Below are 12,988 nucleotides of genomic sequence, written 5' to 3'. Positions count from 1 at the left end.
GTTGTCTGGCTGCTGATTTTCTGCCCTATACAAGGGAATCAGAACGATGAAGCTAACGTATGTATGAGTATGGATAGGGGAAGGAGTAACCTGCATACCTAGGCTTCATAAGAGAAGGTTACTTAACATGGCTTCATGATGTTGAAGTCATAAGGAGGATAATGTTTTATGAATATCGCTTTTTTTCTATTGCCGAAGCAGGAAGTAATCTGTTTAACGCTGGATTCCACACTCAGACAGACGCTGGAACGCATGGAGTTTCATCGATATACGGCTGTGCCCGTACTCGGTAAGAACGGCGAGTATGCTGGAACGGTGACCGAAGGGGATCTGTTGTGGCATATGAAGAACTCGGATGGCAAAATCACATTTGAGAACGCTTCGAAATTTTTGCTAAAGGATGTTCCTTTCCGCATGGACATGAAGCCGGTGTCCATCGATGCCCGGATGGAGGATCTGATTAATCTAGCAAAAGTGCAGAACTTCGTGCCAGTTGTGGATGATATGAATCGCTTTATCGGGATTGTGCGCAGAAGCCTCATTATTGAGTACTGTGAACGGTTTGTTTCCAAGGAGACGATGGAGTCCCAAGGGGCGCCTCAATCCATCTAGGATTGTAAATAACAAGGGTGTGGGACCGCGATGATGACGTGGGTAACACGCCCTGTTTTTTCATAGTTATCCAAAAGATCAGAAGTCGGGGGAATAAGCTGGGCCTAATTGGAGTACAAAGAGAAGGTAGGTTATCTCTTTCCCATGGGACTAAAGGATGGACAGGGTGCCCTGGGCCTTTGTGTGGGTGGCTTTTTTTTATGCTATAATGGAGAATAAAGCTGTTTTCAGGGAGAGATGGATATGCCAAATATGCCGAAGGACTTGGATGTAGCTAAACGCGCTAAAGTGATTGAATGGCTCAAAACCGAAGTAATCGATAATGTATCCCGGTTATTCAAAGCTCTATGGGAAGGCAGCACTACAAAGGTTGGAGATAGTTTGGCAAGCCTGATGATGAGCTCGTACATACTGGGCCGAAGGCTCGGCTTGACCTATCGGGATATGGATGATCTCTTGTTAGAAAAATTGAAAAAGCATAAGCAGGAAGGACATCAGCTGGAAGATTGGTACCAGGATATTTCCGCACTCGAAGAACATTTGCGTAAGAGGTGAACATATTGAAACTGCGCTGGACTACGGCGGTATGGAGCGTTATTTATTTGCTTCTGCTGCTATCATTACTCACACCCTTTTCGATCGTAACGGCTTTCTTGTTAGTTCTGCCGGTTGCGATTCTATTTACGGCTTTGAATACAAAATCTTTTTTTATGCATGTGGTGCCGGTGTGGCTTATTGCGCTTCTGATTGATCCCATCTATCTGTTATTCGCGATTTATTTTGCGGTTCCGGGAATTATTATGGGGTATTTGTACAGGAAGCGGAAGTCGGCAATGCAAGTATTGAAGTATGGCATGGCTGTCATGCTGGTGGAGATGCTTCTGCTGCTGATGATCAGCACAGCTTTCTTCCAGTTAAACCTGTCGGATTATGTGGATGAGATCGTGAAAATGACGACCGCTCCGCTTTCGGAGATGGGCGTTGAAGGCGGGATCGGTGGTCAGTTCCTGGGAACGGAGCTTGATACGCAGCTGATTAAGGATCAGACGATGCGCTTGGTTCCATTTGCGATGATCATCAGCTCGTTTCTCATGACCGTGGTAACCCACGCGCTGGCTCGCCCTACACTCCATAGCATGGGATTGTCTGTGCCTCGGCTGAAGCCGGCTAGAGAATGGATGCTGCCGCGCTCCCTGATCTGGTACTACCTGCTTATTTTCTTCATCAATATTGCAACCATCGATTCGGACAATACCTTCATGAAGATGATTGTGGCCAATGCTACGCCATTGCTGCAGATCTGTTTCATGATTCAAGCGCTGGGGTTCTTCTATTACCTCGCTCACGAGCGGAAATGGCATCCGATTGTGCCGCTCTTGACGGCTATCCCGATTGTTCTGTTCCCGCCGGCTATGATTATCGGAATCCTGGATCTGGCGTTTCCACTTCGTCAGGCCTTTAGTAAAAACAAAAGATAGGGTGATGAGTCATGCCTAAATTTCTGCAGAAGCGCTGGCACGGCTATCATACCGTCTGGGCGTTTGCGCTAGTGCTTTTGCTTGTTATTTTCCTGTCGTTCTACAACACGATCCTGGGCCTGGTCGGGCTGCTGCTTGCGGTAACAGGCGGATACGCCATGCTGAAGACGGAGATGAAGTTCCGCCGCGAGCTGGTAGATTACATCGGTGACCTCTCATTCCGGATTCAGCGGGTAGAGGGTGAAGCCGTCAGTGTGCTGCCATTTGGCATTGTGCTGTACAGCGAGGACAGGACCTTGGAATGGCATAATCAATTCGTGGTCAACATGTTTCCGAATCAGACTCTGGTTGGCGTATCCTTGCAGGAGCTGTTTCCCCAGCTGGTGGTAGCGTTGCAGGAGTCCCAAGAGAAGAAGGAACACAAGGAGAAAATGCCGAAGGAAATCAGGCTGGAGATCTCTCACGAGGATAAGTTCTACGGAGCCACGGTCATTCCGGATGAACGACTGATTTATCTGGATGAGATCACCGAGCTGGCGGTGCTAAGGCAGCGTTATGAGGATGAGCGTCTGGCCCTGGGCATCATCATGTTGGATAACATCGATGAGGCTTCGCAGGGCATGGATGATCAGCAGCGGACCGCGCTGATTGCAAAGGTAACCAGCGAGATCACGGATTGGGCACGTGAATTTAACGTTTATCTGCGGAGACTTTCGTCGGATCGTTATCTAATGATGCTGAACCACAGATCTCTGGAAGCACTGGAGAACAGCCGGTTTCTGATCCTGGATGAAGTCCGGGAGATGACGGCTGATTTGAAGGTGCCATTAACCTTAAGTGTCGGCCTTGCCTTCGGCTCTGATGACATCACGGAGCTCGGTCAGCTGGCGCAATCCAGTCTGGATATGGCTCTTGGCCGTGGCGGAGACCAGGCCGCAGTCAAAGCGGGCCAGCGTCTTTCCTTCTACGGCGGTAAATCCAATGCGGTGGAGAAGCGGACGCGGGTAAGAGCGCGCGTCATCTCCCATGCGCTGCGTGATTTGATGCAGGAGAGCGACAAAGTCATCATTATGGGGCATAAGCTGCCGGATATGGATGTGATCGGAGCAGCCATCGGCGTGCTGAAAGCTGCCCAGATGTACAAGGTTGAGGCTTACATTGTCCTAGAGGGATTGAACCCATCCATTTCACGGATTATGGAAGAGGTCCGGAAGGATGAGGCGTTGATGAGCCGATTCGTTTCGACAGAACAAGCGATGCAGATGATGACGGAGCATACGCTGCTGGTTGTCGTTGATACACATAAAGCCTCCATGACGATGGAACCGCGTCTGGTGCATCGTGCCAGCCGGGTCGTTGTCATGGATCACCATCGGCGCGGTGAAGAGTTCATCAACGACGCTGTGTTAATCTATCTTGAGCCGTATGCTTCATCGACCTGCGAGCTGGTCACGGAGGTGCTTCAGTATATTCACGAGCGGGTATCCCTTACCCCGGTTGAAGCCACCGCGTTATTAGCCGGGATTACGGTGGACACGAAGCATTTTGCGCTGCACACGGGATCGAGAACATTCGAGGCCGCCGGATTCCTGCGGCGTCACGGTGCCGATACGATGATGATTCAGCGGGTGCTCAAGGAAGATCTGACAGAATTTATAGCGAAGGCAGAAATCGTAAAACATGCTAGAATGGTATATGACCATATCGCTATTGCGGTATCGAAGAACGGGGAGCCCATGCCGCAGCTGCTGATCGCTCAAGTAGCGGATATGCTGCTTAATATGACGGATGTGCAGGCATCGTTTGTTATTAGCGAACGCACCGACGGCAAGATTGGTATTAGCGCCCGTTCGATGGGCAAGATGAATGTTCAGATGATTATGGAACGTCTCGGGGGAGGCGGACACTTAACGAACGCCGCAGTACAGCTGGATACGACGCCTGAGAAGGCAGAGGAGAAGTTGATGGAGGTACTGGCGGACATCGAAGCGAAAGGAGGGGTTATTTGAATGAAAGTCATTTTCATAAAAGATATGAAGGGCCAAGGCAAGAAAGGTGAAGTGAAGGAAGTATCCGAAGGATACGCTACCAACTTTCTGATTCCGCGCGGCGTTGCTCGCCCGGCAACCGATGGCAACATGAAGAACCTGGAGCAGCAGCAAGCTTCCGAGGAGAAGCGTAAAGCTCAGGAGAAGGAAGATGCACAGGCACTTGGCAAGAAGCTGGAAGAGATGACGGTTGTCCTGAAAGCCAAAGCAGGCGAAGGCGGCCGGCTGTTCGGAGCAATCACAAGCAAACAAATCGCTGAGGCGCTGGCAGGACAGAAGATCAAAATCGACAAACGCAAAATTGAACTTAGCGATCCGATCCGCAGTCTGGGTGTAACCCAGGTTCCGGTGAAGCTGCATCCTGACGTCAAGGCGACGGTCAAGGTTCAAATCACGGAGGAGTAATATGGGAGGAGAACTCTATTTCGATCGGGTCCCTCCGCAGAACCTTGAGGCAGAGCAGGCGGTCGCTGGGTGCCATTCTGCTGCAGAGTGAAGCGCTGATCACAGCGATGGAGCGGGTGCAGTCCGAGGACTTCTACGATAAAACGCACCAGATGATTTACGAAGTTATGGTGCAGCTTGGAGAAGGCAATCAACCGATCGATCTGGTGACCCTTACATCTCTTCTTCAGGATAAAGGCCAACTGGAGGAAATCGGAGGAGTCAGTTATTTAGCGAAGCTGGCCCATGCGGTTCCGACGGCGGCCAACGTGGATTATTACGCTCAGATTATCGAAGAGAAATCGATGCTGCGGCGGTTGATTCGAACAGCAACACAGATTGTCAGCGAGGGATACACCGGAGGCGAAGATGTATCCGGCATGCTGAGTGAAGCAGAGCGCCGCATTCTGGAGATTTCCAACCGACGCACAGGCAGCGGGTTCATTGCGATTCGCGATGTGCTGATGGAAGTATTTGAGAAGGTGGAGGTCCTCCACCAGAACCGTGGGAATACAACGGGGATTCCGTCCGGCTTCGTTGATCTGGATAAAATGACGAGTGGATTCCAGCGAAATGACTTGATTATTGTGGCGGCCCGTCCGTCCGTAGGTAAGACGGCCTTCGCACTGAATATTGCCCAGAACGTGGCTATCCGGGCTAAGGAAACCGTCGCCATCTTCAGTCTGGAGATGTCTGCGCCACAATTGGTTCAGCGTATGATTTGCGCCGAGGCCAATCTGGATGCAAATGTCATGCGGAACGGGGATTTTAAGGGTGACGACGATTGGTCCAAGCTGACCATGGGCATTGCGGCACTGTCGGAAGCGGAAATTTACATTGATGATACACCCGGCGTAACGGTTGCCGATATCCGTGCAAAATGCCGCCGTTTGAAGAAAGAGAAGGGGCTCGGCATGATACTGATCGATTATCTGCAGCTCATTCATGGACGCGGCAAGGCGGGCGAGAACCGGCAGCAGGAGGTATCTGAGATCTCACGTACGCTCAAGCAGATTGCCCGGGAGCTTGAGGTGCCGGTTATTGCGCTGTCACAGCTCAGCCGGGGCGTGGAGCAGCGTCAGGACAAGCGTCCGATGATGAGTGACCTTCGGGAATCCGGTTCAATTGAGCAGGATGCCGATATCGTGGCCTTCTTATACCGGGATGATTATTACAATCAGGAAACGGAGAAGAAGAACATCATCGAGATCATCATTGCCAAACAGCGTAATGGTCCCGTAGGCACAGTAGAGCTGGTGTTCCTCAAGAACTTTAACAAGTTCGTTAATTACGAGCGAACGCATGCGGATGCCTTTGCAGCCGGGTGACGACAGAGGCAGCTTGTTAGCAAGGATTCTATTGGTTTCTTAATGGCGCATGTGGCCTTTGTCGTAAAGTTCGGGAAAATCTCTAATACCTGCCGCAACCTGTAAGTTCAGGGCGTTTCTTATTGCACATTCCCGAATAAAGCAGAAATCATTCCATAATCTCGTCCTAATTCCGAACAATCGTACACACTGATGTGCGATTGTTCGTTTTTGTATTTGACTTTAAAAAATGGGGCTGTTACACTGTTATTGCTGCTTTAATGCAGTGAGGTTGTTTTTTAATCATAATGAAATGCTTATTACATCAGTGTTTTGTGAAATAATAAGGGTGTAACAGCCCGGGCGGAGGAATGATTATGTCAACGGTAGTCGTTGTGGGAACACAATGGGGAGATGAAGGGAAAGGGAAGATCACGGATTATTTAGCGGAAAGCGCTGACGTGGTAGCCCGTTACCAAGGCGGCAATAATGCTGGCCACACCATTCTGATTGACGGTAAAAAATTCAAGCTTAGCTTGATTCCATCCGGAGTATTCTATAAAGATAAAACCTGTGTGATCGGAAACGGTATGGTGGTTAACCCGGCTGCACTTATTGAAGAGATTAATTATATTCATGATAATGGATTCAGCACGGATAATCTGGTAATCAGCGATCGTGCTCATGTTATCATGCCTTATCATATGGTATTGGACGCTCTGGAAGAGGATCGCAAAGGTCCCAACAAAATTGGCACGACTCGCAAGGGAATCGGCCCTTGTTACATGGATAAAGCCGCACGTAACGGCATCCGGATCGCGGATCTGATGGATGCGGAAGAGTTTGAATTGAAGCTTCGCCATATGGTGAAGGAGAAGAACCAAGTGATTACCCAAGTGTATGGTGGGGAAGGACTTGAGGTTGAAGAAATCCTGATTCAATACCTGCAATACGCTGAAATCATTCGTAAATATGTGCGTGACACTTCCGTTGTCCTGAACGATGCCATTGACGGTAATCAAAAAGTATTGTTCGAAGGCGCACAGGGGGTCATGCTGGACATCGACCAAGGCACGTATCCGTTCGTAACCTCTTCGAACCCTTCTGCTGGCGGTGTATGTATCGGTTCCGGCGTAGGACCATCGAAGATTCAACAAGTGATTGGGGTCGCTAAATCGTATACGACGCGTGTAGGGGACGGACCCTTCCCGACGGAGCTCGACAATGAGATCGGCCATTATATCCGTGAAAAAGGACATGAATACGGCACCGTCACCGGACGCGCCCGCCGCGTAGGCTGGTTTGACAGCGTGGTTGTGCGCCACGCCCGTCGCGTAAGCGGCATTACCGGCTTGTCCCTGAACTCCCTGGACGTGCTTAGCGGACTTGAGACCGTTAAGATCTGTACCGCTTATAAATTCCGCGGTGAGGAAATCACACATTACCCAGCAAGTTTGAAGATGCTGGCTGAATGTGAAGCGATTTATGAAGAACTGCCAGGCTGGAGCGAGGACATTACCGGAGCGAAGACGCTGGAGGATCTGCCAGAGAATACTCGCCGCTATGTAGAACGTGTATCGGAGTTGACTGGTATTCCGATTTCCATCTTCTCCGTAGGGCGCAACCGGGAACAGACAAATCAAGTGCTTCCGATTTATGAGAAATAATATCGAGTTGGAACAAGAGTAGAATCCATTCCAATTTGGAAAAGAAGATATATTGCGAAACCTGCTAATGGCGATGCCATGCGGGTTTTTCTTTTTATTTGGAATGAAATCTATGATTGTACCTCGGAAATAACATACAAGACCCAAAAGTGGAAGGATTTGTCCCTTTGTCTGAGGATATTATCCCCTAGCAGCATGTCCATCAACCCTATAATGGAGAGAGACATAGAGGACAGCACGCTGATTATTTGGAATTGGGGCTAAAGGCAGCGGATATATGCAGTCATTTCGATTTAGGGGGGACAGAAGCCATACGGCCAATTGGGCATGTGGCCTTCTTCGAGAGCTGGAATGTGTTTGCACATTCAGCATAATAAAGACCGGATTCATCCTCAGGTTTGTCGGGATGGATCCGGTCTTTTCATTCTACAGCAGAATCGGCTGCGGCTGCTCGGACAGCTTGCCGTCCTCGATATATACAATCCGGTCACACAGATCCAGCATACGCTTGTCATGGGTGACCATCACGGCGGCCTTCTGGCGCAGCTTCACCTCATCGGCCAACATCTGCACGACGGTCCGGCCGCGTTCAGAATCCAGACTGGCGGTGGGCTCATCTGCCAGAATGAGCTCCGGGTCGTTCATCCAGGCCCGGGCAATGGCAACGCGCTGGCGTTCACCGCCTGACAGGCTCTCGGGATAATGATTCTTACGATGGGACAAGCCCAGGCGCTCAAGCAGATGGTCTGCCCGCTGCTTTGGTTCCTGGCCCTGCTGGCCGGCCAACTTGGCAATTAACAGTAGCTGATCACGAACGGTCAAATACGGAATGAGATTCGAGGATTGAAAGACAAATCCGATATGGCTCAGCCGCAGCTGATTCATTTTTTTGGCCGACAGCTTGGTGACTTCATGATCACCCATCCAGATTCGCCCCTGCGTAGGAGATAGCAGTGCCCCTGCTATGGACAGGAAGGTACTCTTGCCGGACCCGGAAGGACCGACCACCGCTACGAACTCACCGCTCTTGATATCCAGTGAAATGCGGTCCAGCACTTTAACGGACGTATCCCCGTCGCCGAATTCCTTACTCACCTGATCCAGCATCAGTTTGGATTGTTTCATTATGCAGCCCTCCCGATAGCTTCGATTGCATCAATCTTGATAACACGATAGAGCGACAGCAGAGACCCCATCAGGGAAACCGCCAGGAACAGCAAGGAACAGAGCAGAACAACGGAAGGAGTTAAGGAAAAAGGAACGGCGCCGGCTATCAGGAGGGATACCCCGTAAGTTAGACCGATACTGATGGCAAGACTGACCACGGTCAGTGTCAGCACTTGAAAGATCAGATTCCTTACGAGATAGCCGGTTCCAGCTCCAATGGCCTTCAGGACGCCGAACTGGTTCATTTTTTGAATCGTGATAACGTAGAAGAACACAGCCAGTACGAAAGCCGCGATGACAAACAAGAACACAATCATCATTACGAGTGAGCCCTGCTCCTCCTGAAAACCGGGAATCCCCTGCAGTGCCTCGCTTTTCGTTATGATCTCGATGCCGGATATGTCCTGAGCCAAGGCGTCTATCTGCTCCTGACTACCATTCAGAGCGACCGCATTATAGATGGTCCCTTGCTGTGAACCGCTGGGCTGAAGCGCCTTCCATCCCTCAAAATTCAAGTGAATGACCGGGGCATGGCTGAAGGACTGTCCTTCTGTAAAGGCTGCGATCGTAAATGCAGCACCTCTTGCCTGATCAACGATCCGGTCACCAAGCCGGTATCCGTCATCCTTCAGGGAGCGGTCAGCCATCACATGTTCCGCATCCGTATTGTTTATCATGGTTCCTTCCACAACCTTGGGAGCCATCATACTCGCCATATCGATGGCAAAGAAAGCCGCGTCGAATTTGGCGGTGGAGCCTTCCTTGGTCAAGGTGTTCATGTGGACCCCCAGCGGGGAGGCATGGTCTCCAGCCGGATGCCGCTGGATCTCTCTCCAGATCTCATCGGTCAGAATGGAACGGTTGATCCGATGGTCGGACTCTTCCTGAAGTATCAGATAGTCGGCATTCATGTTTTGTATGGATGAGGCATTATCGGAAGAGAGCCCCTGAGCCAATCCGGTGACGAACAGGACAAGCCAGGATATCAGTACCATAATGAAGCCGATCAGCAAATAACGCAGCTTCGCGTGTTGAAGTTCGCGCAGTGCAAGAAACATGTTTCTCATCTCCATTCCTGTAATGGGTAGCATCTTCTCCCTGTATGATCACTACGGGATATGCCACAAGTATAGGAATGGAATATGAACAGCGCATGAACTGGAATCAGGCTTAAGCTACAGGGTGGGCAGGGTCACCGTAAAGGTGGTTCCTTCTCCAGGCTGACTCGTTACTTCAATGCGTCCGCCGTGCATCTGCACAATCTTCTGGGTTATGGCCAGACCTAGTCCGCTGCTGCCCTCGGAGCGGTCGCGTGCCTCATCCACACGATAGAACCGGTCAAAGATGTGAGGGAGATGTTCTGGCGGAATGCCAATGCCCGTATCGGAAATCTCGATGCTGCATGATGGGTTGTCCTGTCCTGTGATACGCAGCGAGATGATGCCTTCCGGAGCGGTGAATTTAATGCTGTTGGTCATGAGATTGGTCCATACCTGATGCAGCAGCTGTTGATCGCCGTGGATATAGGTAGATGGCAGTGACATATCCATGGTCAATTCCTTGCTGCGCCAGCTCCATTCGGTGTGGAACAACACCTGCTTGATTTGCTCGGCAACGTCGAAGGTGGATTTCTCCAGGATATTCTCTTCTTTATCCAGGGAAGCCAGCATGAGGAGCTGTTTGCTAAGCTGGGACATCCGGCGGCTCTCCGCCTCGATAATCGACAAGTAGTGCTGCTGCTGTTCCTCGGACAAGCGCTTGGTTTGCAGCGTCTGCGAAAAACCTTGAATAGAGGCAAGCGGTGACTGAATTTCATGGGATACATTGGACACAAACTCCTGGCGCATCTGCTCCAGCTGCGCTATACCTTTGGCCATCTGGGAAAAATGATCCGCGAGCTGCCCCAGCTCATCTCTTCTCGCGACATTCAGCTGTACGTTATAATTGCCCTTTGCCACATTCTGTGTAGCCTCGGTTAATTTCACGATGGGTTTCACGATATATCGCGTAATGACGCCAACCAACAGAATGCTCAGCAGGATGGCGATAGCCATAATGATCGAGAAGAAGATGCGCATTTCGCCGAACTGTACGGTAATATCGGGTCTGATGAAGAGTGCATGAGGGCTGCCGTCTACCTGCAGCGGAATGCCGATAGAGTTGCTTAATACATTGTCGAAGAAGCCGGTAATGAACAGCTCTGATGGAAACTCTGCGATGCCATGGTACACCGTACCGTTCAGCACTTGCTGCACGGTTTCAGGCGAGAGATCCCGTTCACGGAAGATACCGCCATAAAGCCACTCCTTGCCTTGATCGTTGACCAGATAGAATTGATAGCCGAGCTGCCCGATGTGCTGTAGATAATCATGAATATTGAGTTCCGGGTGGCTGTCATAGAAATCCCCGATGTCCTTGGCCATGGTGGTGACCTTCTGATCGTTATAAGGCTTAAGATTGTACTGGTAGTAGAGATTGGACAGCACAAAAGCAATCAAGCTGCTGGTCACCATAATAGCGATGGTGGTAAGTACGATGCGCGAATAGAGGGTCTTCATTGCGGCGAGGCCTCCAATTTGTATCCTACCCCCCGGATCGTTCGTATTTGAAAATCGCCGCTTCGGTCCGCAAAGCGCTCCCGCAGTCTTTTAATATGAACATCAACGGTGCGGTCATCTCCCTCAAAATCCGTCCCCCAGATGAGCTGAATCAGTTCCTCGCGTGAGAACGTCCGGTCCGGATAGCTTGCAAGCTGAGAGAGCAGCTCAAATTCCTTCATCGGCAGCATCAGCATTTTTCCGTGTCCCTGAACCTCATAACTTTTGCGGTCGATCGTGGTTTCGTTCAGATGAATTTTATCTGCGTTCACCATCTGATACCTCCGCAGCAGCGCCTTGATGCGAAACAATAATTCCTTTGGCTCAAAAGGTTTGGTTAGATAATCATCCGTACCCACAGCAAAACCCTTCTCCTTGTCCACGAGCTGATCCTTTGCCGTCAGCAGAATGACGGGAAAATCATAATACCGCCGAATCTCCTCGCAGAGCTGATAGCCGTCCATATTCGGCATCATGACATCCACAACAGCCAGATGAATCTGTTCTTCCGCCAAGCGAGCAGAGGCTTCCTTCCCATCAGCAGCTGTAAAGACCGTATACCCTTCCGATTGAAGATGATATTGCAGCAGCTCCCGAATATGCGCGTCGTCATCCGCGATTAAGATATGAATCATTACTAGAATAAACCCTCCTTCATATGCAGTTTCCAATTGACTATATATGTATCACAAATACCCCGGTCTGGTCGATTCCTGCCTTCACAACACGGGACTAGTGTGGCCTGAATTTACGTGAATCATGAAATATATCAAATAAGAAGTAGAAAAAATGGATAGAAAACGGTTGAAGCGATTCCGAGCCGTCAATACTGGAAAAAGAAAGCAATCATTGTCATGTCATTTCTGAGCATGCATGAGGAAGGAGGAGATACGGATGAATTGGATGAAATGGCTGCTAAAGGTCAGCCTTACCGCCATACTGGTGAGTACACTGACGATTGTGACAACGGGCATTGTGGTCAATGCTTATCTTCAATCGGTTCTTGCCAGTTTCAATATTCAACTGGAGACGGAGTCGGTGGGGGTTGGAGGCATTATGAAGACGATGCTGGGAATGGGTTCAGGCTCTAAGCCAGATAGCAGCAACGGGGACATTTCGAAGGCACAGGATCCCGCCGGTCAGGGTGCAGCATCTGATGATCAGACAGCAGGGGCGGATCAGAGCGGAGGGGCAGAAGAGGACACCAAGGCGACTACAGGCTCATCGGGGGATTCGGACGAGCCGCCGGTTGATGATCAGGCACCGGAAGATTCTCTGCCAGTGATGGGGGCCACTACGACGGAGTCCGATGATTCCTCCCTGGAGGATCAAGAGATCGTGATGTCTCCGACGGATATCGTGGATCGGAAAGAAAGTCTGTCGACAGCGGATAAGGAAGAGATTTTTACCATGCTGATGAATAAGCTGCCCCAATCCGAAATGCAGAAGATATCCGAGGCCATGGAGGATGGCCTGACGGCAGTGGAGCTTACGGAGATCGAGGAGGGCATATCCAAATATTTGAACCCGGAAGAATTCGATAAATTGATCTCGATGCTCAAAGAATAACGGTATGGCGGGTTTCAGACCCGGTTTGTCACTGTTTTGTCACTGACTGGCGAAAGTTGTATATTGGAAAAAATCAGGAAACCCGTGCTGCGCGCGGGT

General features: G+C 50.3%; 10 protein-coding genes and 2 pseudogenes. 8 read left to right on the top strand and 4 right to left on the bottom strand.

Features of this window, described 5'->3' with window-relative positions:
* Positions 1-168: 168 nt before the first annotated feature.
* The 7 genes and pseudogenes from PVOR_RS01620 to PVOR_RS01590 all read left to right on the top strand — a co-directional run bounded on the left by PVOR_RS01620 (position 169) and on the right by PVOR_RS01590 (position 7,556).
* Positions 169-612 carry a CBS domain-containing protein gene (locus tag PVOR_RS01620; protein WP_006207322.1) on the top strand — a complete coding sequence of 148 codons (444 nt, stop codon included), beginning with the start codon at positions 169-171 and terminating at the stop codon, positions 610-612.
* A gap of 252 nt (positions 613-864) precedes the next feature.
* Positions 865-1,167 (top strand): MazG-like family protein, encoded by a 303-nt coding sequence (locus PVOR_RS01615; RefSeq protein WP_172964086.1) that lies wholly within the window; start codon positions 865-867, stop codon positions 1,165-1,167.
* A 5-nt stretch (positions 1,168-1,172) separates the two neighbouring features.
* Positions 1,173-2,090: a DUF2232 domain-containing protein gene (locus PVOR_RS01610; RefSeq protein WP_006207320.1), complete on the top strand. Its 918-nt coding sequence runs from the start codon at positions 1,173-1,175 to the stop codon at positions 2,088-2,090.
* Positions 2,091-2,101: 11 nt separating this feature from the next.
* Positions 2,102-4,103 (top strand): annotated as a pseudogene (locus PVOR_RS01605) (DHH family phosphoesterase).
* Positions 4,100-4,543, top strand: a complete 444-nt coding sequence (gene rplI / locus PVOR_RS01600; protein WP_006207318.1) for a 50S ribosomal protein L9 — start codon at positions 4,100-4,102, stop codon at positions 4,541-4,543. Before PVOR_RS01605 ends, rplI begins: the two are co-directional and overlap by 4 nt.
* A 1-nt stretch (position 4,544) precedes the next feature.
* Positions 4,545-5,910, top strand: a pseudogene (gene dnaB, locus PVOR_RS01595) (replicative DNA helicase).
* 356 nt (positions 5,911-6,266) lie between these two features.
* Positions 6,267-7,556, top strand: a complete 1,290-nt coding sequence (locus PVOR_RS01590) for an adenylosuccinate synthase (RefSeq protein WP_006207316.1) — start codon at positions 6,267-6,269, stop codon at positions 7,554-7,556.
* A gap of 426 nt (positions 7,557-7,982) precedes the next feature.
* On the opposite strand, the gene PVOR_RS01585 is transcribed toward PVOR_RS01590, so the two are convergent.
* The 4 genes from PVOR_RS01585 to PVOR_RS01570 all read right to left on the bottom strand — a co-directional run bounded on the left by PVOR_RS01585 (position 7,983) and on the right by PVOR_RS01570 (position 11,955).
* Positions 7,983-8,681 (bottom strand): ABC transporter ATP-binding protein, encoded by a 699-nt coding sequence (locus tag PVOR_RS01585; protein ID WP_006207315.1) that lies wholly within the window; start codon positions 8,679-8,681, stop codon positions 7,983-7,985.
* Complete coding sequence (locus PVOR_RS01580; protein WP_006207314.1) at positions 8,681-9,781, bottom strand: ABC transporter permease; 1,101 nt, start codon at positions 9,779-9,781, stop codon at positions 8,681-8,683. Before PVOR_RS01580 ends, PVOR_RS01585 begins: the two co-directional genes overlap by 1 nt.
* A gap of 117 nt (positions 9,782-9,898) precedes the next feature.
* Positions 9,899-11,281: a sensor histidine kinase gene (locus PVOR_RS01575; protein WP_006207313.1), complete on the bottom strand. Its 1,383-nt coding sequence runs from the start codon at positions 11,279-11,281 to the stop codon at positions 9,899-9,901.
* Positions 11,278-11,955, bottom strand: a complete 678-nt coding sequence (locus PVOR_RS01570; RefSeq protein WP_006207312.1) for a response regulator transcription factor — start codon at positions 11,953-11,955, stop codon at positions 11,278-11,280. The genes PVOR_RS01575 and PVOR_RS01570 overlap by 4 nt, the downstream gene beginning before the upstream one ends.
* A 259-nt stretch (positions 11,956-12,214) precedes the next feature.
* Between PVOR_RS01570 and PVOR_RS01565 the strand changes: the two genes are divergently transcribed.
* Complete coding sequence (locus PVOR_RS01565) at positions 12,215-12,889, top strand: hypothetical protein (protein WP_006207311.1); 675 nt, start codon at positions 12,215-12,217, stop codon at positions 12,887-12,889.
* Positions 12,890-12,988: the final 99 nt, after the last annotated feature.

The organism is Paenibacillus vortex V453, assembly GCF_000193415.1.
Lineage (GTDB): Bacteria > Bacillota > Bacilli > Paenibacillales > Paenibacillaceae > Paenibacillus_AQ > Paenibacillus_AQ glucanolyticus.
Note: the sequence above shows the minus strand (reverse complement) of the source record. Positions and strands in the feature narration are given on the sequence as shown.

Coding starts and splice junctions, on each gene's coding strand:
- PVOR_RS01620 (WP_006207322.1), top strand. CDS start 169: ATGAATATCGCTTTTTTTCTATTGCCGAAGCAGGAAGTAATCTGTTTA.
- PVOR_RS01615 (WP_172964086.1), top strand. CDS start 865: ATGCCGAAGGACTTGGATGTAGCTAAACGCGCTAAAGTGATTGAATGG.
- PVOR_RS01570 (WP_006207312.1), bottom strand. CDS start 11,955: ATGATTCATATCTTAATCGCGGATGACGACGCGCATATTCGGGAGCTG.
- PVOR_RS01590 (WP_006207316.1), top strand. CDS start 6,267: ATGTCAACGGTAGTCGTTGTGGGAACACAATGGGGAGATGAAGGGAAA.
- PVOR_RS01580 (WP_006207314.1), bottom strand. CDS start 9,781: ATGTTTCTTGCACTGCGCGAACTTCAACACGCGAAGCTGCGTTATTTG.
- rplI (WP_006207318.1), top strand. CDS start 4,100: ATGAAAGTCATTTTCATAAAAGATATGAAGGGCCAAGGCAAGAAAGGT.
- PVOR_RS01585 (WP_006207315.1), bottom strand. CDS start 8,681: ATGAAACAATCCAAACTGATGCTGGATCAGGTGAGTAAGGAATTCGGC.
- PVOR_RS01565 (WP_006207311.1), top strand. CDS start 12,215: ATGAATTGGATGAAATGGCTGCTAAAGGTCAGCCTTACCGCCATACTG.
- PVOR_RS01575 (WP_006207313.1), bottom strand. CDS start 11,281: ATGAAGACCCTCTATTCGCGCATCGTACTTACCACCATCGCTATTATG.